The sequence below is a fragment of the Hymenobacter rubripertinctus genome, from assembly GCF_003583925.1.
Lineage (GTDB): Bacteria > Bacteroidota > Bacteroidia > Cytophagales > Hymenobacteraceae > Hymenobacter > Hymenobacter rubripertinctus.
In genome coordinates this window covers 98,435-121,449 of record NZ_QYCN01000007.1, presented here as the reverse complement: position 1 = coordinate 121,449, position 23,015 = coordinate 98,435, and the positions used below count along the sequence as shown (strand labels likewise).

Annotated in this window: 13 protein-coding genes and 1 pseudogene; 10 read left to right on the top strand and 4 right to left on the bottom strand. The window is 61.5% G+C overall.

The genetic code is table 11. The annotated features are described in order from the left end of the window. Positions 1 to 8: 8 nt before the first annotated feature. Positions 9 to 1,487, bottom strand: a complete 1,479-nt coding sequence (locus tag D0T11_RS23450) for an OmpA family protein (RefSeq protein ID WP_119655000.1) — start codon at positions 1,485 to 1,487, stop codon at positions 9 to 11. A gap of 349 nt (positions 1,488 to 1,836) precedes the next feature. Then, complete coding sequence (locus D0T11_RS06680) at positions 1,837 to 3,135, bottom strand: aminopeptidase P N-terminal domain-containing protein (protein ID WP_119654999.1); 1,299 nt, start codon at positions 3,133 to 3,135, stop codon at positions 1,837 to 1,839. Positions 3,136 to 3,300: 165 nt separating this feature from the next. Here D0T11_RS06680 and D0T11_RS06675 point away from each other — a divergent pair, with 165 nt between their 5' ends. The 5 genes from D0T11_RS06675 to D0T11_RS06655 all read left to right on the top strand — a co-directional run bounded on the left by D0T11_RS06675 (position 3,301) and on the right by D0T11_RS06655 (position 10,278). Further along, positions 3,301 to 4,335, top strand: coding sequence for a glycosyltransferase family 9 protein (locus D0T11_RS06675; protein ID WP_119655028.1), 1,035 nt, complete (start codon positions 3,301 to 3,303; stop codon positions 4,333 to 4,335). Positions 4,336 to 4,602: 267 nt separating this feature from the next. Further along, the gene (locus D0T11_RS06670) at positions 4,603 to 5,835 is read left to right on the top strand and encodes a M16 family metallopeptidase (protein ID WP_119654998.1); all 1,233 of its coding nucleotides are present in this window, start codon (positions 4,603 to 4,605) and stop codon (positions 5,833 to 5,835) included. A gap of 215 nt (positions 5,836 to 6,050) precedes the next feature. Beyond that, positions 6,051 to 6,485 carry a YDG/SRA domain-containing protein gene (locus D0T11_RS06665; protein ID WP_119654997.1) on the top strand — a complete coding sequence of 145 codons (435 nt, stop codon included), beginning with the start codon at positions 6,051 to 6,053 and terminating at the stop codon, positions 6,483 to 6,485. 94 nt (positions 6,486 to 6,579) lie between these two features. Continuing rightward, complete coding sequence (locus tag D0T11_RS06660) at positions 6,580 to 7,224, top strand: O-methyltransferase (protein WP_119654996.1); 645 nt, start codon at positions 6,580 to 6,582, stop codon at positions 7,222 to 7,224. A gap of 126 nt (positions 7,225 to 7,350) precedes the next feature. Beyond that, complete coding sequence (locus D0T11_RS06655; RefSeq protein WP_119654995.1) at positions 7,351 to 10,278, top strand: TonB-dependent receptor; 2,928 nt, start codon at positions 7,351 to 7,353, stop codon at positions 10,276 to 10,278. A gap of 241 nt (positions 10,279 to 10,519) precedes the next feature. Here D0T11_RS06655 and D0T11_RS06650 read toward each other — a convergent pair whose 3' ends face one another. Further along, the gene (locus D0T11_RS06650; protein WP_119654994.1) at positions 10,520 to 11,239 is read right to left on the bottom strand and encodes a porin family protein; all 720 of its coding nucleotides are present in this window, start codon (positions 11,237 to 11,239) and stop codon (positions 10,520 to 10,522) included. A gap of 360 nt (positions 11,240 to 11,599) precedes the next feature. Between D0T11_RS06650 and D0T11_RS23330 the strand changes: the two genes are divergently transcribed. Together D0T11_RS23330 and D0T11_RS06640 are read left to right on the top strand one after the other, a co-directional pair. After that, complete coding sequence (locus D0T11_RS23330; protein ID WP_119654993.1) at positions 11,600 to 13,822, top strand: lytic transglycosylase domain-containing protein; 2,223 nt, start codon at positions 11,600 to 11,602, stop codon at positions 13,820 to 13,822. A 44-nt stretch (positions 13,823 to 13,866) separates the two neighbouring features. Beyond that, positions 13,867 to 14,571, top strand: coding sequence for a LysM peptidoglycan-binding domain-containing protein (locus tag D0T11_RS06640; protein WP_147374555.1), 705 nt, complete (start codon positions 13,867 to 13,869; stop codon positions 14,569 to 14,571). An 86-nt stretch (positions 14,572 to 14,657) separates the two neighbouring features. On the opposite strand, the gene D0T11_RS06635 is transcribed toward D0T11_RS06640, so the two are convergent. Then, entirely contained in the window at positions 14,658 to 15,725 is a 1,068-nt protein-coding gene (locus D0T11_RS06635; RefSeq protein ID WP_119654991.1) for a fatty acid desaturase family protein, read from the bottom strand. Positions 15,726 to 16,121: 396 nt separating this feature from the next. Here D0T11_RS06635 and dnaE point away from each other — a divergent pair. The 3 genes and pseudogenes from dnaE to D0T11_RS06625 all read left to right on the top strand — a co-directional run. Beyond that, positions 16,122 to 19,592, top strand: a pseudogene (gene dnaE, locus D0T11_RS23540) (DNA polymerase III subunit alpha); the annotation flags it as partial. Continuing rightward, positions 19,569 to 21,062 carry a helix-hairpin-helix domain-containing protein gene (locus tag D0T11_RS23535; RefSeq protein ID WP_380283435.1) on the top strand — a complete coding sequence of 498 codons (1,494 nt, stop codon included), beginning with the start codon at positions 19,569 to 19,571 and terminating at the stop codon, positions 21,060 to 21,062. The pseudogene dnaE and the gene D0T11_RS23535, both read left to right, overlap by 24 nt. Before the next feature lie 103 nt (positions 21,063 to 21,165). Further along, positions 21,166 to 22,617: a hypothetical protein gene (locus D0T11_RS06625; protein WP_147374554.1), complete on the top strand. Its 1,452-nt coding sequence runs from the start codon at positions 21,166 to 21,168 to the stop codon at positions 22,615 to 22,617. Positions 22,618 to 23,015: the final 398 nt, after the last annotated feature.

Below are 23,015 nucleotides of genomic sequence, written 5' to 3'. Positions count from 1 at the left end.
CCGGCAGCTTAAGGCTGGGGAGCATTCGGGATGAAGAACTCGAAGTGGAATTCCACCCGACGGTTCTGCGACATACCGGCGGCCGACGTGTTCGGAGCGGCGGGCTCCGATTCGCCTTTGCCTTCCGTTACGATACGGGCCGGGTCGAGCTGCTTGCCGGTGAAGTAGCGCTTCACCGAACCGGCACGACGCTCCGACAGCGCCTGGTTGTACTCATCGGTACCACGCGAGTCAGCGTGTCCTACTATGCGGATGCTGTACTCGGGGTGGTCTTTGAGCGCCTGCACCATCTTATCGAGCGTGCCGTACGAGGTGCGCTTGATAACAGTGCTGTTGGTTTCGAAGCGGATGGGCTGCTCCAGCTTGCGAACCTCAGCATCTACCTCGGGGCAACCGTTGGCATCTACTTTGGTGCCGGCCGGGGTGTTGGGGCACCGGTCACGGTCGTTCGGAATACCGTCGCCATCGGCGTCCGTTACCAGTGGGCAGCCGTTGCCGTCTACCTGGGTGCCGGCGGGGGTGTTGGGGCACTTGTCGTTCTTGTCGGCAACACCATCGCCGTCGGCATCAGGGCAGCCGCGCAATGCGGGCAGGCCCGCCTCATCGGGGCAGTCGTCGTTCTTGTCGGCTACACCGTCGTTGTCACGGTCGGGGCAACCCTGCATGGCAGCCGTACCGGCTTCGGTCGGGCACTGATCCTGGTAATCCGGAACGCCGTCTTTGTCGCCATCGAGGGGGCAACCGTTCTCGTCCACCTGCACGCCGCTGGGCGTATCGGGGCACTTATCCTTGCGGTCCGACACACCGTCGCCGTCCGTGTCCTTGGCTTTGCCCAGGTTGAAAGACAAGCCAAACTTGTGTTGCAGGTACCGGTCGTTGAGTTTGCCTTCGTTGGCAATACCGTCAACTTGGTCGGTGAGCGGGTAGTGCTGGCCCGTCTGCACAAATACTGCTACGCTGGGCGAGAACTGGAACTTGATACCCGCCGCCGCCTGAATGTCGAAGGCGTACACGTCGGAGTTTTTCGCTACCTGCCCTTGGTTGCTGGCAGTATACAGATCGGGGCTGGCGAAGAATACGCCCGGCTGCACCACCAGGTAGGGGGCAATGAACGCATCCTCCTTAAGAGCCCAGCCGTTGTTGAGCTTCAGCTTGATCGGGATGCCCACGTTCACCACGTTGGCATCGAAGCGGTGGTAGGCGAACTGTACGTTCTTGGGATAAGGAGCCGAGAACTTCATGTCGCCGTAGCTCAGGTCCAGACCTACGTCCAAACCGGGGGCCACGTACCGGCTCACCGTCAGGCCCAGACCGTATTCTACCTTGTCGTGCTTGAACCACTCCGACCCCAGGTCGCCGTGGTATTGCAGCCAGTTGTAGTACACGCTGATGTTTGTGCGGCGGTCCGACGTTTGCGCTTGCGCATCGGGGGCCAACGACAACACCGTCAGTACGCCGGCTGCGATGGAGGTTAGGATTTTTTTCATAGAGAAAGGAGGTTTTGAGGGGACAAAGGTATTTCTCTTCCGCGTAAACGAAAGCCCCGCGCTCAAAGCGCGGCCTGTTGCCTATACCGGCTGGCACAGAATTAGGTTACCCGAAAAACAACGTAACCATCACGTTATGATGCAGTAAGCCGTCCTTATCCATCAGGTTTTCAGGCAAATCGACCGTATTTTAGTGCAATAAAATATGGGAAACAATTCTATATTAACTTGTTGAAATACACTGCTATGCTGCGCTGACAGTGCCTAAAAAAGGCATTCCGGCCCGTACCACCCTTCAGAAGCAGTACCGGCCGGAATTTCATTTCAGGCAGTCCGGCTACTGTGGCGCTTAGGCCCGGCCCGCCTGCATGAGCCGCTCGATATCGGCAATTTCGAGCGGGATGTTCTTCATCAGGTCGTCGTTGCCGGTTTTGGTGATAAGGATATCGTTTTCGAGGCGGATGCCGAGGCCCTCTTCGCGAATATAGATGCCCGGCTCGCAGGTATACACCATGCCCGGCTCGAAGGTGCGGTACTTGAAGCCCACATCGTGCACGTCGAGGCCCAGGTAGTGGCTGGTGCCGTGCATGAAGTACTGCTTATAGAGGGGCGCGGCGGGGTCCTGGTTGCGCACGTCCTGGGTCGTGAGCAGGTCCAGCCGCACCAGCTCCACTTCCATGGCCCGGCCCACGGCGGCGTGGTACTCCTCAATGTTGCCGCCGGGTACCAGCCGGCCAATTGCCAGCTTCATCACCCGCAGCACGGCCTCGTACACGTCGCGCTGGCGCGGGGTGTAGGTGCCGCTGATGGGGATGGAGCGCGACATATCGGCGGCGTAGTTGGCGTACTCGGCCCCGAAGTCGAGCAGCATCACGTCGCCGGCCTGGCACTGGCGGTCGTTGCTGACGTAGTGCAGGATGCAGGCGCTGGGCCCCGAGGCGATGATGCTGCTGTAGGCCGGCCCCCGGGAGCCCTGGCGCAGGAATTCGTGAAAGATTTCGGCTTCCACTTCGTACTCCATCACGCCGGGCTTCACGAAGCCCAGCAAACGGCGGAAGGCGTCGCCGGTGAGGTCGGCGGCCTTCTGCATGAGGCGGATTTCCTCGGCGCTTTTGATGGCCCGCAGCTGGTGGGTGAGGCGGGCGGCCCGGCGGTACTGGTGCAGCGGGTAGCGGGCCTGAAGCTGCTTGATAAAGCGGGCGTCGCGGGTTTCCACTTCCACCGCCGCCCGAATGTGCTCGTTGGTGTTGAGGTACACGTTTTCGGCCTCGTTCATGAGGGCCGGCAGCACCGAGTCGAAGGCTTCCAGCCACATGATGGTGGCCACGCCCGACTGCTCGCGGGCCTGCTCCTTGGTGAGCTTATAGCCTTCCCAGATGAGAATATGCTCGCTCGTTTCCTTCAGAAACAGAATTTCACGATGCTGGGGCAGCACCGCGTCCGGGAACACGACGAGGATACTTTCCTCCTGATCCACGCCGCTCAGGTAGAACAGGTCGTTGTTCTGACGGAAAGCCATGGTGCCGTCGGCATTGGTCGGCATCACGTCGTTGGAGTGGAAGATGGCCAGCGAGGCCGGGGGCAGCTGCTCACGGAAGCGGCGGCGGTTTTCTTTGAACAAATCGGGTGAAATAGGGCCGTAGCGCATGGCAGGAGGAATAAGGTAGAACGGAACAATCCCGCCGGAGCGGGAGGGCCAAGTTAGGCAGTTTGGCGCGGGTTTCCGTTGTCGGAGCCCGTAGCGGTGGTAAACCGGCGGGGTAGCAATACGGTATTTTACCGGGTATCTTTGCACTCCTATAACTACCCCGCCATGCCCGCCGCCGCCGCTCCACCCGCCCTGCTACTGATTCAAACTGCCTTTATCGGCGACGTGATTCTGGCCACGGCGCTGCTGGAGTTTCTGCACCGCACCGAACCCACTACGCCAATCGATTTTCTGGTGCGCCAGGGCAACGAGGGGCTGCTCAAGGGGCATCCGCACGTGCGGCGGGTGCTGGTGTGGGATAAGAAGAAGGCCAAGTACCGGGGCCTGCGGCGCCTGCTGAGCCAGATCCGGGCGGGCGGCTACGGGCGGGTAGTCACGTTGCAGCGGTTTGCCAGCACGGGTCTGCTGACGGCCTTTTCGGGCGCGCCCGAGCGCATCGGCTTCGATAAGAACCCGCTTTCCTTCCGCTTCACGCGGGTGGTGCCCCACGTTATCGGGGCGGGCGTACACGAGGTGGCGCGCAACCTGCACCTGCTCGACCCGGCCTATGCGGGTCCGGTGGTGCCGCCCCGCCTCTACCCTTCCGCCGCCGATGAAGCCGCCGCCGCCCGGGCCGCCGCCCCCGCCGCGGGCGGCCCCTACCTCTGCCTGGCTCCCACCTCAGTGTGGTTTACCAAACAATTCCCCGAGGCGCAGTGGCTGAAGCTGCTGGCCGCCCTGCCCCCCCGTTACCCCGTGTTTCTGCTCGGCGGCCCGCCCGATACGGCCGCCTGCCAGCGCCTGCTGGAGCAGAGCGCCCGCCCGGGGGTCGTGAATCTGTCGGGCAAGTTGTCGTTGCTGGCTTCGGCGGCCCTCATGCGCGGGGCAGTGCTCAACTACGTCAACGATTCGGCCCCCATGCATCTGTGCTCGGCCGTGGGCGCGCCGGTCTGCGCGGTATACTGCTCCACGGTGCCTTACTTCGGGTTTGGGCCGCTGAGCCCGTTTTCGCGCATCGTGGAGGTGCCCGAAGCGCTGGAATGCCGCCCCTGCGGCCTGCACGGCCACGCGGCTTGCCCGCTGGGCCACTTCCGCTGCGCCCATAGCATCGAAACCCGGCAGCTGCTGGCCGTGCTGGCGGAAAGTGAGGTGGTGAGATAGTGAAATGGTGAGTTGCTGTTCACAAACGCTGACGACGCAGGCAGAACACTCGAAAGCAGATAGCCTGGTCTGATTAGCCCAGCCACATATTCCGCGCCGAACGGGCCAACCGAACAGCAACTCACCATTTCACTATCTCACCACCTCACCTAATAGTATCTTTGCAACCGGCCGCGCCTTTGCGTGGTTATACCGGGCGAGAGCGAGAGGAACAGGTTGCCTGAATCGACAACCCTCCGCCCCAAGACCCCAAGCCCCCCTTATAGAATGTCCGACTACGACCTGTACGAGTTGCCCAACGGCATCCGGGTACTGCATAAGCAGGTTTTGCACACCAAAATCGCGCACTGCGGGTTTCTGCTCGACATTGGTTCCCGCGACGAGAAGCCCCATCAGCTCGGGCTGGCCCACTTCTGGGAACATATGGCCTTCAAGGGCACCCACAAGCGCAAAAGCTTCCACATTCTCAACCGCCTCGAAACCGTGGGCGGCGAGTTGAATGCCTATACGACGAAGGAGAAAATCTGCTTCTACGCCTCGCTGCTCAGCACCCATTTCGAGCGCGCCTTCGAGCTGCTGACTGACCTCACCTTCCACTCCGTCTTCCCCGAAAAGGAGATTGAGAAGGAGCGCGGCGTGATTCTGGAGGAAATGGCCATGTACCACGACGCCCCCGAAGACGCCATCATCGACGACTTCGACGACGTGGTATTTGCCCGCCATACCCTGGGCCACAACATTCTGGGCACCCGCGAAAGCGTCTCGGGCTTCCAGCAGGCCGATTTCCACCAGTTTCTGGCCGACAACGTGCGCACCGACCGGGTGGTGTTCAGCTCGGTAAGCAACCTGCCCTTTAAGGAAGTGAAGCGCCTGGCCGACAAGTACCTGGCCCCGCTGCCGGCCCGCCTCGGGGCGCGGCCCCGGCTCTCGTTCAGCGGCTACCAGCGCCTGGAGCGGCTGGAGCACAAACCCATCACCCAGGCCCACTGCCTGATCGGCGGCCCGGCCTACGCGTTGCACGACGAGCGGCGGATTCCGTTTTTCCTGCTCAGCAACCTGCTCGGCGGCCCCGGCATGAACTCGCGCCTCAACCTGGCGGTGCGCGAGAAGTACGGCCTCGTCTACACCATTGATGCCACCTACTCGCCCTACACCGATACGGGCCTGTTCGGCATCTATTTCGGCACCGAGAAAAAGCAGGTGAACCGTACCGTGACGCTGGTGCAGAAGGAGCTCAAGCGCCTGCGCGAGCAAACTCTGGGCACCTCGCAGCTCCACACCTCCAAGGAGCAGCTGATGGGCCAGCTGGCCATGGCCGAGGAAAGCAACGGCGGCCTGATGCAGCTGCTGGCCAAAAGCACGCTCGACATCGGTCGGGTCGAGGGCATCAACGAAATCTTCGACCGCGTCCGCCGCATCACGGCCCCCGAGCTGCGGGAGCTGGCCAACGAAGTCCTCACCGACGACAACCTGAGCGTACTCAAGTACGTGCCGGAGTAGCGGTGAATGAGTGAGATGGGGAATAAATAAGAACTGTCATTCTGAGCATGTGGCGAATTGAGCCAGGGACGGAGCGTAGTCGAAGAATCTCTACCGCAATAGTGACCCGAGCACTAGAAATTACCATCACGGTAGAGATTCTTCGACTGCGGCTGCGCCTTCGCTCAGAATGACGTTCCGTTTCACTCATTCACCAAGTCACTCATTCACCTCTGATGCCCCACTTCGGCCACGTCAGCTACTACCGGCCGGGCGATGTGCTGGCCAGCTGGCTGGCCCTGAGCCGGGCCGGGCTGCACCGGCCACCGCGCACCGGCGTAAGCGGCACGGCGGCGGAGGGGGCCGATTCCATTATTCTGGCCGACCAATACGCCGACGATGACTTCCGGGAAGACGACCTGACGTACTCGGGCAGCGGCGGCCGCGACCCGCGTACCGGCCGCCAAACCACGAACCAGGAAATGAGCGGCCGCAACCTCTACCTGCGCCGCAGCCTCGAAACCGGCCAGCCCGTGCGGGTTTTCCGGCGCATCGCGGTTGCAACGGGCAACGCCTACCGCTACGAGGGGCTGTACCGGGTGACGGACGCGGTATACGAACCCGGCAAAGCGGGCTTTCTGGTTTGGAAGTTTCGACTGGTGCCGCAGTAACAGAAAAGCGCAGAGGTGCCTCCGCCGCGAACCGTAACTTTGGACTTTCTCAGCCCTTCCATATCGGAGCGAAGCGGCGCTTCGCCCTACTGCCATGTACTCCCCCGACGACGCCCAACGCTACGCCGACGACCACACCAGCCCCGAAAGTGCGCTGCTCGCCCGCCTCAACCGCGAAACCCACGTGCAGGTGCTGCATGCCCGGATGTTGTCGGGGCACGCGCAGGGGCGGCTCTTGAGTATGCTGAGCCACATGATCCGGCCGCGGCGGGTGCTGGAGCTGGGCACGTTTACCGGCTACTCGGCCCTGTGCCTGGCCGAGGGGCTGGCCCCGGAAGGCGTGCTGCACACCATCGAGCAGAACCCCGAGCTGGCGGGCCGCATCCGCCGCTACGTGGCCGAAGCGGGCTTGCAGGACAAGGTGCAGCTCCACCTCGGCGACGCCCGGCAGCTGCTGCCGACGCTGGCCGAAACCTGGGATTTGGTGTTCATCGACGCCGACAAAATCAACAACGACGCCTATTACGAGCTGACGTTGCCCCAGGTACGGACCGGCGGGTTTCTGCTGATCGATAACGTACTCTGGAACGGCAAAGTCCTGCCCGATTACCCCGTGAAGCCCTCCGACAAGGACACCCACGCCGTGCGCGCCTTCAACGCCAAGGTGCAGGCCGATGAGCGGGTGGAAAACGTGCTGCTGCCCCTGCGCGACGGGCTGCTGCTGGTGCGCAAGCTATAAGTAGACTGTACCGCGAAACAGATTTTCGCGGGACAGTCTCGATGCGGCCGAAAGAAATATTCCCCTCCCATTAAACGCCGGCGGGTTTCTGGTGTCTTTGTTGGCTGATACCTCACATTTCGCTCGATGACGCTACGTTTTCTCCTTGTTCTGCTGCTCTTTATTTCGCTACTGACCACGGCCCGGGCCCAGACGACCGTCAGTGGGCGGGTGCTGGATGCCCAGGACCAGTCGGCGCTGATTGGGGCCAACGTGTTGCTGCTGCAATTGTCCGACTCGGTGAAGCGGGGCGCGGCCGTGGAGGCCGATGGCTCGTTTGTAGTGCGGGGCGTGCCAACGGGGCGCTACCGGCTCACCGTGTCGTTTTTGGGCTATGAGCAGGTACAGCGCACCGTGGAGGTAGGCGGCCAACCGCTGAGCCTGGGCAATCTGGCGCTGCGCGCCGGCGGGGGCGTGGCGCTCAAGGGCGTGGAAGTAGTGGGCCAGGCGGCCGCCGCCGTGCAGAAGGGCGATACGGCCCAGTTCAACGCCAGCGCCTTCAAAACCAACCCTGATGCCAATGCCCAGGACCTGCTCACCAAGATGCCTGGCGTGGTCGTGGACCCCACCACCGGCAAGCTGCAGGCCCAGGGCGAACAGGTGCAGCGGGTGCTGGTGGACGGCAAGGAGTTTTTCGGCAACGACCCCGACGCGGTACTCAAGAACCTGCCGGCCGAGGTCATCGACAAGATTCAGGTCTACGACCGCGCTTCCGACCAGGCCCAGTTCACGGGTTTCGACGACGGCAACCAGCAGAAAACCATCAACATCATCACCAAACCCAAGTTTCGCAACGGCACGTTCGGGCGGGTGGTGGCCGGCTACGGCCCCCTCGACGACCGGTACCGGCTGAGCGGCAACATCAATAAGTTTGCCGGCAAGCAGCGTATTTCGGTGGTGGCCCAGAGCAATAACATCAACGAGCAGAACTTCGGCACCGACGATTTACTGGGCGTGGTGGGCACCTCGGCCCAGGGTGGCGGGGGCCGGGGTGGCCGCGGAGGCCGGGGCGGTGGTGGCGGCGGCCAGAGCAGCGGCAACGTGGGCGACTTTCTGGTCAATCAGCAGGGCGGCATCAGCCAGACCCACGCGCTGGGCCTGAACTACTCCGACACCTGGGGCACCAAAACCGACGTGCAGGGCAGCTACTTCTTCAATTTGAGCGACAACACCAGCCTCACCAACCTGCTGCGCCGCTACGTGCCCACGCCCGGCCAGCGCCAGGATTTGCGCTACCAGGAAGATGCGCGGGCTACGAGCCAGAACAGCAACAACCGCTTCAACCTGCGCCTCGACCACAAGTTTGATTCGCTGAACTCGCTGCTCTGGCGGCCCAGCCTCTCGGTGCAGCGCAACACCGGCACCAGCCTGCTCGACGGCAGCACGTTTCTGGTGCAGCACGATGCCGCCACCGCGCCCCAGGGGGCCAACAACAGCTCCTACCGCTCGGCCCTGACGGGCATTTCGGCCGCCAACCAGCTGCTCTACCGCCACAAGTTTGCCACCCGGGGCCGCACGTTTTCAGCCGGCCTGAACACGAGCTACACCGACAACCGCGGCGACAACAACCTGCTCTCCAGCACCACCTTCTACCGTAACAACCAGCCCCTGACCAGCACGCTCAACCAGTTCTCGGAGCTCCAGCAAACCGGCTGGAACTGGCGCGGCAGCCTCGACTACACCGAGCCGCTGGGCGAGCACAGCGCCCTGCAGCTGGAGTACGACCTCTCGTACACGCCTAATAACTCCAGCAAGAAAACCTTCGATTTTGAGCCCGGTGAGCAGCAGTACAGCCGCCTCAACGACACGCTGAGCTCCGTGTTTCAGAGCCGCTACCTCACCAACTCGGGCGAGCTGAGCTACCGCTACCAGAACCAGGATTTGCAGTGGTCGGTGGGGGCCGAGGTGCAGCACGCCCAGCTGCGCAGCGACCAGGAGTTTCCGCGCCCCGGCCAAACCCAGCGCAGCTTCCTCAACCTGCTGCCCAATGCCCGGCTGCGCTACAACTTCTCGAAGCAGCAGAACCTGCGCCTGACCTACCGCACCAGCACCAACCCGCCCAGCGTGAGCCAGCTGCAGGAGGTGGTGAACAACTCGAACCCGTTGCAGCTGACGACCGGCAACCCCAACCTGCGCCAGGAAAACCGCCAGAACCTGTTTCTGCGCTACTCGGCGGCGGTGCCCGAGAAGTCGCGCTCGTTTTTCGCGTTGCTCAGCGGCTCCTACGTCAACAATTACATCACCAACAACACCGTTTACGCCGGCACCCAGCCCCTGACGGTCGATGGCATTACGGTGCCGGCCGGGGGCCAGCTTACCCGCCCCGTGAACCTGAACGAGCAGTACGCGGTGCGCTCGTTTCTCAACTACAGCCTGCCTCTGGCCTTCATCAAGTCGAACCTGAGCCTGAACGCCAACGGCAGCTACACCCAAACGCCGGGCCTGGTGTTCGGCGAGCTCAACTACAACCGCACACCCTCGGCGGGGCTGGGCGCCAGTTTAAGCAGCAACATCAGCCCGGAAGTCGACTTCACGCTCTCCTCGAATTCGAGCCAGAGCTACGTGCGCAACTCGTTGCAGCCCCAGCTCAACAGCCGCTACTTCCGCCAGAACACCAGCCTGCGCCTCAGCTGGATTGTGGCCAAGGGCATCACGCTCAAGTCCGACGTCAACCACCAGCTGTATTCGGGTTTGTCGGCGGGCTTCAACCAGAACTTTGTGCTCTGGAACGCCTCGCTGGGCAAGAAAATCTTCGCCAACCAGCGGGGCGAAATCCAGCTCAATGCCTTCGATTTGCTGGGCCAGAACAATAGCATTCAGCGCAACATCGCGGCCGCTTACACCGAGGACGTCCAGACCAACATTTTGCAGCGTTACTTCCTGCTGAGCTTCACCTACAACATCCGCAGCTTCGGCAGCGGCGCAGATCGTAGCAACGGCGACGAGGGCCGCCCCGGCGGCGACGGTCCGCGCCCCGGTGGCGGTTCCGGTCGGCCCGGGGGGGGCGGCATGTAAGGACGTTGGCTGTTCAAACGTCATTCCGAGCACTGTCGAAGAATCTTGCGTACTGACGTTGCAATAGTAGCCCTAACATCAACCCACAAGATTCCTCTGCTGTGCTCGGAATGATGGGCTGCTTTACCGCTTCCTGCCAGATTACCGCTGAATTCAACGAAACAGAAGGCCCGCTCCAGATGGGAGCGGGCCTTCTGTTTCGTTGAATGATAAAGCGCACGAAAAGTTACTCCCGCCCAGGCTATTCAGAATGCCCGAACAGATAGGCCATCGATACCTGCGCTACCCGATTGTAATAGCTGGGTGTAATAAACCCGACCCCAATCCCTTCCTCGTACCGGGGGCCAACGTTACGTAGTCCGTAGCTGTAGCTCAACTGCAGTAGTAGCTGCTCATAGCGGTAACCAGCTCCGACTTGCAGGCCGGCATCAATTCGTTGGGAGTAGGAATGAATGGAATAAAGCTCAGTGGCCCGCCCCGGCTTAAGCTTCGTGGTGCCTTGGCGCGCATCACTCGTTCCACTCATCGCGTCCTCATAGTACGTATCAAGTTCGGCTTTTCCCCGAAGCAGCAACCCGACATAGCCACCGGCAAATACCTGAAACCCTTGCCCGTCGCGACGAAAGGCATAGGCCACCTGCACGGGTATATTCAAGTAATTCAGGCGATAGTCGTTTTTCTGGCGGGTATACAGACTGCGGGGTGAAGTGTACTCATCATCGATGCGAAACCCCTTCTGCTGGTAAAGTGCTGCTACCTGTAGGGCCAGGTGCTGGCGCTGGGCATTTACCAGTACTCCTATTGCGCCTCCAGTTCGATAATGGGTCGTGAAGGTGTGGTCGTACTCATAAGGCGCCGTACTGGCATTGAACCCGACAATGGGCCCCGCGCTGATATTGGTTTGGCCTTGCGCATAACCAACTAAACCGAGTAAGAATAGGGAGATAAACAGGTGTTTCATGGTGCAAAGCTAGGGATATTGTCCCGCTCATTTGAGTCAATATCCTGGCCGCCGGGTGCTGGAAAGGCAATCCCTTGCTGGCCTGATCAGAAACGACCGAAAAAGATCGGTGCAGCAACCGGAGCTCCATAAAAGGGGCCGGTACTCAGGCTGCTTGCGTTGCTGACCGGGTTTGCGCGGCAACTGATCTGAGCGCGAACCACTGCCCGCTTACCGCCCTTTGTTACGCGGTAGAATTCCGTCATTCTCTAGGATTTGCGGGCAACAGCACGGAACGCACCCGATTTTTCCTCTACTTTGTAGGCTCACGGGGCCGGCCAGCCGGGCTGGCGCAGTGGCTCCGCGTATCGCCTGCTTTGTATGAAACGACTTTTCCTGCTGCTGCTCCTGCTACTGCCGCTGCTGGGCACGGCCCAAACGGTGCCGGTACCGGCCAACCTGACCCTGGGCGGCCTGCGCCTGCGCCTCACCGACGGCGGCCGCACGGCCCTCCAGCAGAAAGTGGATGCGCTACGCCGCCACCAGGCGTCGTTTCAGAAGCAGGTGGTGCTGGCCGACGCTTACTTCCCGCTCATCGACCGCGCTTTTCAGCAGGAAGGCCTGCCGCTCGATTTTCACTTTCTGGCCTTGCAGGAAAGTGGTTTACAAGGTGATGCCCAGAGTATCCACGACGCCGTGGGCTACTGGCAGTTCAAGCGCGAGTCGGCCCAGGATTTTGGGCTGGTGATGAACGAATCGGTGGATGAGCGCAAGCACATTGTGGCCTCCTCGAAGGCGGCGGCCCAGTACCTGCTGCGCAACAACAAAACGTTTCATAACTGGCTCAACGCCCTCATCAGCTACAACCTGGGCCTGACCGGGGCCAAGCCCTACACGCTACCCACCGACTATGACGCCACCGAAATGGAGATTTCGGAGCGCACCAACGGCTACGTGCTCACGTTTCTGGCCCACAAAATCGCCTTCGAGCCAGCCCTGAACCTGAACACCGAGCCGCCCCTGCAATTGCAGGAGTTTCCGGCCCCGGCCGGGCAGGGCCTGGCCTTTATGGCCCAAAGTCTGCGTCAGAACCCCGAGGAGCTGGCCCGCCACAACCGCTGGCTGCTGGCCCCCACCGTGCCCACCGACCGCGTGTACACCCTGCTGGTGCCCATCACCGACCCTACCCAGCTTACCCTGTTGGCTGCCCAGCAAAAAAACGCCGCCGCCGGCCAGCTCCTTCAGCAACCCGCCCCCGATCCTGAAAACGCGGACTTCGTGCGCGTGAATGGGCTGCGGGCTCTGATTGCGCTGCCCGGCGATACCAAGGAAAGCCTGGCCAGGCGCGGCAATCTGAAGATGAAACGCTTCCTGCAATACAACGACCTGTTTGTGTTCGACCAGATTGTGCCCGGCCAGCCGTATTTTTTGCAGAAGAAGCGCGACAAGGCCGCCGTGGAGTACCACGTGGCCCAGCCCAGCGAAAGCGTGGTCACGGTGTCGCAGAAGTATGGCATCCGGGCCAAGGCCATCTGGCAGCAGAACCGCATGGCCCGCAACGAGGAGTTGCGCCCCGGCCGCGTGCTGTGGCTCCAGCACACCCGCCCCAAAACAGTCCCAGTAGAGTACGCCGACAGCCAGAACCGCGCCGCCCTGGCGGCCTTCGAGCAGCCCGTGTCAGCCAAGCCTTCCGCCGCCGCTCAGCGGGCAAAAAAGCGCACTTCGGATGAATCGGAGCCTTATCGGGGAGGCACGGCCAACGCCAGCCGCATGCTGGAAGACGGCGTGGAAGAGCCGGATTCGGCTGTTGATGAACCGGTAGAAAACCTCAACGACCTGCCCCCGGCACCCGCATCGGCGCCGGCTCCCGCACCTTCTTCAACTCCGCGTCCGGCGGCTCCGGCCCCGGTTTCTACCCTGCCGCCGCCCAAACCTATGCCCGCCGCCCGGCCCGTAGCCGATGAGCCGCGCGATGCAGCACCGGCTTCTACCCCGCCCGCCCCGGTGCGCCCCGCCCCAACGGTTCCGGTTCCCGCCGCCCCGCGTCCCGCCCCGCCTGTTGCCGCCCCCGCCCCCGCCCCCGCCCCCGCTCCGACTGCTACCGCTCCGACTCTTCCTGCTCCCGCCGCGGTTAAGCCGGCCGTAGTTGCTCCGGTTCCGGCAGCTGCTCCGGCAGCTCCGGCCCCGGCCGCCATTCCGCCGACTACCGTGGAGCCAATTCCAGCCAGCGGCCTGCACACCGTGCAGCCCAAAGAAAACCTGTACTCAGTGGCCCGCCGTTTCCAGCTGCGCCCCGCCGACCTCATTGCCTGGAACGACCTGCCCGCCAACCCCGCGCTCAAAATCGGGCAGGTGCTGCGCGTGGCTGCCCCCACCGAAACTCCGGCGTCGGGTACCCCGGCCGCCAGTCCGGCTGGTAGTGCGGCGGCTCCGGCGGCGGCGGTACCGGCCACTGCCGTGCGCCACACGGTGCAACCGGGTGAAACGATGTATGCCATTTCCCGCCAATACGGCGTCACCATCAAGCAGATTATGGAGTGGAACAGCAAGGCCGACTTCGCGGTGAAGCCCGGCGAAATTCTGCTCATCACGCCCGCCAACTAGCGCTTATCCTTTCCTCTTCCCGTTTTCTTTTTCGTCGCTTTCCGATGCGTCTTTTTTCCCGTGCCCTGCTGCTGACTGTCGGCAGCTTGCTTACTGCCGGAGCTGCTCAGGCCCAAAAAATGGTTCCGGCGGCTCTGTCCGAAGATTCCGTTCGTGTAATGTCGGGCCTGGTGGAGGCCAGCGTGCGGCAGTTGCGCGCCATTTATTTTGAGCCCACCGATACCCGGAGCGCGTCCCTGATTACCGCCGCGTTGGCCGAAATTCCGGTTCGCAACCAGCGGCTAAGCCAGTACACGGCCAGCCTCTCGCGCGACCAGCAGCAGCAACTGGCCCAGCGCCTGCGCCGCCAGCCCTGGCAGGTGGAGCTGAACACGCTGCTACGCAGTCCTCAGTACAAGGAGTTCGACGACCGGGCCGCCAAGAGCCCCGAGCTAAAAGCCGCCGCCGACCGTCTGCACGCCTCCGGCTTTGCCGGTACCGCCCGTCTCCCCGCTTCGGGGAAGGCCCCCTCCTCCAAAGCCGCCGCCACGGCCGCGCTGGCTCCCGTAGCTGCCACCACCGGCGCTATTTCAACGCCTGCCGCCACCACCGTGCCCACTGAGGGCCACCACACCGTGCAGAAAGGCGACACGCTCTACGGCATTGCCCGCCAGTACCACGTCACCGCTGATCAGATAAAAGAGTGGAACAACAAGGCGGATAACGGCGTGAAAATCGGGGAAGTGCTGGTGGTGCAGGCCGCCAACTAGGGCGGCGGAAGCCCCCAAGCCAAACAGCAACGCCACTCCCGGGAGTGGCGTTGCTGTTTGGCTTGACTGAAGCTTCACGTCCTGCCTCAGGCCGCCGCCTGTAGCACGGCCGGGCGGGCTATGCGGCGGGTGCGCGATTTGAGGAACACGATAACGTCGGCGTCGGCGGCGTAGCGCTGGTTGAGGTCCACGAAGTGGCGGGCCAGCAGGTCGTAGCGGCGCAGCATCAGGAAGGCGAAAATGTGCAGGAAGTGGATGCCATCGAATACCACCGACTGTTGCTGGGCGTACTGGGCCAGGTTTTGCTGGAAGTGGTGGGGGTGGTCGGTCCAGTGCAGAGCGGGTTTGAGGTGGTGGCTGATGTGGTAGCCGTCGTTCCAGCACTTGCGGTTGTACTTGGTATTGATGCAGGTGACGCTGTTGGTGTAGCAGTTGCCGGGGTCGGCGCTATCAATAAAGGCGTGCTGGCTCCAGTTGCCGAGCATCATCACGGCCCGCGTCACGAGCACCGGCAGCACCAGCACGCCCAGCATGGCCGGCAGGTTTACGAAGGCCAGGCCGAGGCACGTCACCAAGTAGGCCACTTCGCCCCGCAGCAGGCGGCCGCGCAGCTTGAGCTTGCGGGTGCGGCCGAAGTAACGCACGAGTTTGGGGATGCCGAGCAGGAAAAAATCGGCCAGGTAGCGGCCGAAGCTGGCGGCCGAGTCGCGCTGGTAGAACATGGTGGAGCTTTCATCATCGGGCAGGTTATTTTCCGGATGATGCATGCCCAAATGGTGGGTGAAATAGGTTTCCGGCGTCTGCCCGAACAGCGGCCCAATCACCCACGGAATGTAGTGGTTGAGGCGCGCGTACTGCTTTTTGAACAGGATGCGGTGGCTGGTGCAGTGCAGCATCAGCCCAAACGGCCCCTTGAAATAAAACGTCGTCAGGCCCAGATACACCCCGAACGCGGCCCACCACCAGCCCCGCGCCAAGCCCGGCACGAACAGCACGGCCACCAGTGGCAGCAGCGTGAACGTTATTTCCAGAATCAGATACAGAAAGGGCAAGTCGCGCTTGTCCTGCAAAAATTGCTGGAGCCACCGGCCAAACCGGGAAACGGGCGCGGCCGGGTCGTACACCGGGTCGGTAAGGGTAACGAAAGACTTCATGCGAGATATTGGCTGCGGGAAAACGGCTCCGGGAATTAGCGAAAAAACATAGGTAGCGGGGGCGTCGGCGGCGCAGCAATAGGTAAGAACAGTTGGCCCCCGAAGCAGGTCTGACGGCCGGAATGAATATAGCTATGCAGCAAGCAAGCCCAACTGTTCCCCCGTGGCAATCCGGTTCTGGTTCCGTCGGGTTTTGGCGGTTGAGGTTCCTAAGGTACGGGCTTTGCGCTTCGTACCGCGCTCGGATCGGTCATACAGGAAATCCGTTGCCGCGCAACCTTTCGCGCCCACCAATTACTGGGTAACTTTACTTTGGCCCACGGCTGAATCAGGAATCAGAAAGCCCTTTGAACGGCATTCTCACCTCTTGATTTCTACTGCTTAATTAAAAAGAAGATGCCCGTTTTCTCGCACCTGCACTCGCACACCCAATACTCGCTGCTCGACGGGCAGGCCTCCATTTCGGGCCTGATGAAAAAGGCCCAGGCCGATGGGATGCCGGCGGTGGCCCTCACCGACCACGGCAACATGTTCGGGGCGTTCAATTTTGTGGCCGAAGCCAACAAGTACAACGTGAAGCCCATTGTGGGCTGCGAGTTCTACCTGGTGGAAGACCGCCACAAAAAGGCCTTCAGCCGCGAGAAGGGCGAGCGGGACAAGCGCTACCACCAGCTGTTGCTGGCCAAGGACCAGGACGGCTACCACAACCTGAGCAAGCTCTGCTCGATGAGCTTCATTGAGGGCGTGTACAGCAAGTTTCCGCGCATCGACCGGGAGCTGCTGCTTAAGTACCATAAGGGCCTGATTGCCACCAGCTGCTGCATCGGCGCCGAACTGCCCCAGGCCATATTGTTCCAGAGCGAGGCCAAGGCCGAGGAGTTGCTCAAGTGGTGGCTCGACGTGTTCGAGGACGACTACTACATCGAGATTCAGCGCCACGGGCTGATGAATTTCGACGGCACCGGCAAGAGCCAGGAAGACGTGAACCAGGTGCTGCTGGGCCTGGCCCGCAAGTACAACGTCAAGGTCATCTGTACCAACGACTCGCACTACGTGGAGCAGACCGACTTCGCGCCCCACGATATTCTGCTGTGCGTGAACACCGGCGAGGAGCACAGCATCCCGGTCGGCGACTTCCAGACCAACTATTTCCGCCTGATTTCCCAGGACAACAAGGTGTTCTACGACCACCTCGACAACCTGCGCCCCCTGGCCGGGCAGGATGCCCACATCCGCCGCCAGCTCCAGCGCATCGATGAGGAGGCCCAGGCTCCGCGGCCCAAGTCGCGCTTTGGCTTCGCCAACGACCAGTTCTACTTCAAGAGCCAGGCCGAGATGAACGCGCTGTTTGCCGACGTGCCCGAAAGCGTGGACAACACGAACGAAATCGTAGATAAAATCACGCCGCCCAAGCTGCAGCGCGATATTCTGCTGCCCAACTTCCCCATTCCGCCCGAGCACGCCAACGCCGATGCCTTCCTGCGCCACCTCACCTACAAGGGTGCGTTCGAGGGCGAGAAGCGCCGCTACTCCGACCGCACCCCCGAAATTGAGGAGCGCCTGGACTACGAGCTGCGCGTGATTGAGACGATGGGTTTCGCAGGCTACTTCCTCATCACCCAGGACTTCATCAACCACGGCCGCAACAATGGCGTGGCCATAGGGCCGGGCCGGGGTTCGGCGGCGGGCTCGGCCGTGGCCTACTGCGTGGGCATCACCAACATCGACCCCATTAAGTACTCGCTGCTGTTCGAGCGTTTTCTGAACCCTGAGCGCGTGTCGATGCCCGATATCGACATCGACTTCGACGACGTGAACCGCCAGCGCGTGATTGACTATGTGGTGGATAAGTACGGCAAAAACCAGGTGGCCCAGATTATCACGTTTGGTACGATGGCCGCTAAGTCGAGCATCAAGGACGTGTCGCGGGCCATGGATTTGCCCCTGGCCCTGGCCAACGACCTCGTGAAAATGGTACCCGACCAGGTGGGCACCACGCTCACCAAGGCCTTTGCCGAAAACCAGGAGCTTGACATGATCCGGCGCGACGACGCGCCCGACAACCTGCGGGGCCAGATTCTGCGCCTCGCCACCCAGCTCGAAGGCTCGGTGCGCAACACCGGCATCCACGCGGCGGGCATCATTATCGCCCCCGACGACATCACCAAGTACATTCCGGTTTCCACGTCCAAAGAGTCGGAATTGCTCATCACCCAGTTCGACGGCAAGGTGATTGAGAGTGCCGGGATGCTGAAAATGGACTTTCTGGGTCTGAAGACGCTCACGATTATCGTGGACGCCATCAACCTGATCGAGAAAAACCACGGCGTCAAAATCGACATCGACGAGATTCCGATTGACGACCTCAAAACCTACGAGCTCTACCAGCGCGGCGACACCATCGGCACGTTCCAGTTCGAGAGCGAGGGCATGCGCATGTACCTCAAGGACCTCAAGCCCACCAACATCGAGGACCTGATTGCCATGAACGCCCTGTACCGCCCGGGCCCGATGCAGTTCATCCCCAACTTCATCAACCGCAAGCACGGCCGCGAGGCCGTGGAGTACCCGCACGAGCTGCTGGAACCCATCCTCAACTACTCCCAGGGCATTTGCGTAACCGGCGACACACTGGTTCACGACGCCGATACCGGAGCCCGGGTGCGCATTGACGAGCTAGCGGACCGGGTAGGCAGCTTCCGGGTGCAGGGTGTGGATGCCGAGCTGAACCCAGCCGTGGCCCCCATCACCCGCTTCTTTGATAACGGGGTGCGCGATGTGGTGAAAGTGCGCCTGCGCGACGGCTCTACGGCCACTATGACGCCCGACCATCAGGTGCTTACCGAAGCCGGCTGGCAGGCCATCGGTCAGCTCGCGCCCGGCGACTTCATCGCCGCTCCTCGCCAACTGGCCGTGGAGAATGAGGCTGATTATGACCTCGATAAGCTCCGTACCCTGGCCTACCTGTTGGCCGACGGCTCTCTGACGTCGGGTGCCTGTTGCAACTTTGTATCTAACAGCCCTGCCTTAGTAGCAGCCTACACCGCTAGCACCAGCACGGCTTTTGAAAATCTGACTGTCAGCACTCTTCAACAGGTACGCGACGTAACGCGGGTGTCGGTGAAAGTGGCCGAGAAGGGATATTACCACGAGCCCACCAGCCTGCTGGCCTGGCTGCGGGAGTTAGGGCTAAAGACTCAGAAAGGCGGGTTGGCTTCGCGGGAGAAGTTTGTGCCCGAGTTCGTCTTTGGTCTGAACCAGACGTGCATTGCCCATTTTGTGGCGGCCCTTTGGGACTGTGACGGGCATGTGGGCGCGAAAATCTGCTCTTATAAAACGATTTCGCCCCTGCTGGCCCGCGATGTGCAGACACTGTTGCTCCGCTTAGGTCTGCGGGCGGTAACCTACGAAACCAGTTACCACAACCCCAACGACGAGCAGCCTACTACGGCCTACCAAATCAGCACTTTCCAGCTGCGCGAGTTCGATGCGCTCATTGGCCCTCATCTCGTGGAGAAGCGTCGCCAGTACGGCGCGAAGGCCACTCCGGCCACTTCCGCAACGGTGAGCCGTGCGGCTTTCGTAGCCGAGCTACGTCTGGTCTGGCCTGGTTCCAACAAAGAACTGATGCGCACTCATGGCTTCGACCGCCAGCACCTGCAACCCACCCGGCTGGCGCGTAATCCGCGCATCAGCGCGGCCGTGGTGGCTCCGCTGACGCGGGCCCTGCCGTTGTCCGTCACCGAGCGGAACCTGCGGGTGCGCTGGGAAGAAATCGTCAGCATCGAGCCGGCCGGACAGCAGGCGGTATATGATATCGAGGTAGCCGGCATCCACAACTTCTTGGGTAACAATATTATACTTCATAATTGCGTCTACCAAGAACAAATTATGCAGGCGGCCCAGATTATGGCTGGCTACTCGCTGGGCGGCGCCGACTTGCTGCGCCGCGCCATGGGCAAGAAGGACATGAAGAAGATGGCTCAGGAGCGGGACAAATTTATTGAAGGCTGCAAGAACCTGCACGGCATCGTGGCCAAAAAGGCCAACGAGGTGTTCGACGTGATGGAGAAGTTCGCGGCCTACGGCTTCAACCGCTCCCACTCAGCCGCCTACTCGCTGGTGGCCTACCAAACCGGCTACCTCAAGGCCCACTACCCGGCCGAGTACATGGCCGCGGTGCTCACCAACAACATGGGTGACATCAAGAAGGTGACCTTCTTTATCGAGGAAGCCCGCAAGCAGAACGTGGCCGTGCTCGGACCCGACGTGAACGAATCCATCCTCAAGTTCAACGTGAACAAGCAGGGCCAGATTCGCTTTGGCATGGCGGCCGTGAAGGGCGCGGGCGAGGCCGCCGTGGAGGAAATTGTGCAGGAGCGCGAGAAGGGTGGCCATTACGCCGATATTTTCGACTTCTCGCGCCGCGTGAACCTGCGGGCTGTGAACAAGAAAACCTTCGAGAGCATGGCCCAGGCCGGCGCCTTCGACTCGTTCGACCGCTACCACCGCCGCCAGTTCCTGGAAGCGCCCGGCAACGACCAGAGTCTGATTGAGAAGGCCATGAAAGTGGGCCAGCAGCACCAGGCAGCGAAGGAATCGGCCCAGCAGAGCCTGTTTGGCGGCGGCGGCGGCGAAATGGCCATTCCGATGCCCAAAATTCAGGATATGGAGCCCTGGAGCCCCACGGAGAAGCTGCGCCGCGAAAAAGAAGTGGTGGGCTTCTACCTCTCGGGCCACCCTTTGGACGACTTCAAACTCGAAATTGACTCCTACTGCACCTGCGGATTAGATAAGATTGAGAGCTACAAGAACCGCGATATTACAGTGGCCGGCCTGATTTCGAACGTGCTGTTCAAGACCACCAAAACGGGCCACCCCTTCGTCAGCTTCAACATCGAAGACTACGACTCTAGCCTCAACCTGGCCCTGTTCCGCGACGACTACACCAAGTTTTCCAGCATCATCAACCCCCGCAACTACGACAAGGAGCAGGTGCCGCCCATGTTCATCCGGGGCAAGTACGCCCAGCGCTTCCGCGACTCCGACCAGTTCGAGTTTAAAATCATGACCATGGAGCCGCTCTTCAACGTGGCCGAAAAGCTGGCCAACGGGGTGCGCGTGCAGCTGGACCTGCGCACCATCACCGAGCCCTTCATGGACCGTTTTATGGAAGCCGTGGAAAGCGCGGCCGGCTCCAAGAAGCTGGAAATCAAGTTTGCTGAGCCCCATGAGCACCTGGCCGTGGACACCTATTCGCGCCGCTACCGCATCGAGCCCAAGGAGTTCATCCGCAAGATGCGCGAAATGGAAATTGAGGCCTGCCAGCTTATCTAAAGCCCTGATACTGCTGACTTTCAGTAAATCACACCAATTTTACCGCCGCCACTACTTCAGACTTTCGTGGCGGCCGTTGCCTATCGTCTTACTACACTTCGTTATGTTGTTATCCTTTCGTCACAGCCGTCTAACTCTGCTGTTTCTACTGTGCTTTCTGCTGATCCGCCCGGCAGCCGCACAGTACTATCTCGACCTGAGTAACCAGACTATTACGCTGCCGTCGCGCATGGTGTATGTGGAGCAGGTAGTGGATGGCCGGCCAGGCAAGCCGCCCTTTGGCATGGTGTACGTGGGCATAACCGATCGGCCCACGGTGGCCTTGTTCCGGCAGGGGATGGAACCGCAACTCACCGCTTTCCTGCGCGAGCAACTACCTGCCCGCCCCACCGACCAGCCCGTGGTGCTGTGCGTGCGCCAGTTGCGCATAAGCGAAACTATGAATTACCTGCGCGAAGAAGCCCGAGCCGACCTCGCCTTCGATGTTTACGCCCACCTGCCCGACGGCTACCATTTCATGCAGAGCGCGGCCGCCCACACTGCCCAACGTGCCCTACTCAGTACCGGCCTTCACGATGGCCACCTAGCTGAACTGCTGCAACAGTGCCTGCGCCAGCTTCGCCCCGAGTCCTGGCCCGCGGCGGCTCAGAATCCGGTCCGCACGCTGGCCCAGCTGGCCACCGACAGCCCCGCCGACCAGCCAGCTACGCTGAACGCCGCCATCCTGCGCGAGCCACTCCGCCCCGGGGTGTACCGCACGTTCGAGCAGTTTCTGGCCAACCAGCCTGCTCCCGGATTTTGGGCCGTAGCTGACACCGTTGCATTTGGTCATGGCTCACCAAACGCCCGTCACCTTTGGTACGGGGTACCCCGGCTCCGGGTGAAAGTTGTGAATGAAGGTGGCCACGAGCAGGCGGCCCGGCAGGTGTGGGGCTTTTCGGACGGCCGTCAGCTATTCGTGCAGCATCAGAACAACTTCTTTCCGCTACACCGCTACCACAACTCTTTCACCTTCGTGGGCGAAACTCCCGGCGACGTAGCCTACATGCAGGCGCGGGCCCAAGCCTATGGACGGGCCAAGATGCAGGCGGCAATAATCGGTGCGGGAGCATCACGGGTGGCGGGTGTCGACCACACGGCCGAGCCGATGGGCTACGCCGTGGACATGCGCACCGGCGAGGCCGGGCAGTTCCCGAATCTGTTACTGCCGGCTCCGGCCTGTACCGATACCGCTTACATCTACATGTATCGCTACGCCGATGCCTCAACGGCTCCTATTCCGTTCAGCCTCGATAATCGCGCCGCCGGCCAGTTGCGGCCTCAGGAGTACCTGGAAATTCCCTGGCCTTACCCGGGCCGTGTGGTTCGGCTCTGTCTGGAGCTACCCGGGTTGCCCTGTCAGCTAGTAATTCCCAACCCAGCCCGCTTCAACTATCTGCGCATTACGGCCAACGGAAAAGCTTCCAAACGGCCGATCTGCGAATGGGTATCGGCAGCGCAAGGAGAAGCCGACCTTGACGAAATTGACCGTCAGCGAAGTTCTCCCGCACGTTGAGGCCGCTACGGATAAACCGCTCACAATCACCAAAAATGTTCGTCAGCAAGTTGGCTTACGGAGGTGTTTGTGCCGCTATGGTAGCATTTGGATTAGTCGGTTGCCGGTCAGGTCGGCCCTTGCCCATCATACCTAATGTATATCACGGGCCGGTTGGCCCACAAACGGCCGCCAGCCCATCCCCTATTCTCCAGGTGCCGAAGCCCCCTGTTTTGGCTGTTTCAGTCCGAAAGGTAACCGCATCTACCCTCGTTGGATTGCGCCAGCTACCCCGGGCACAGGTTCCCTCAGAAGCAGCATCTGCTCCAGCCTATGTCCGGCTGCAACAGCCCTATTCCACAACGACGGGGCAGAATGTGAGGCAACCGCATCGGTCTGCCGCCAGCGGGCGGTTTGTG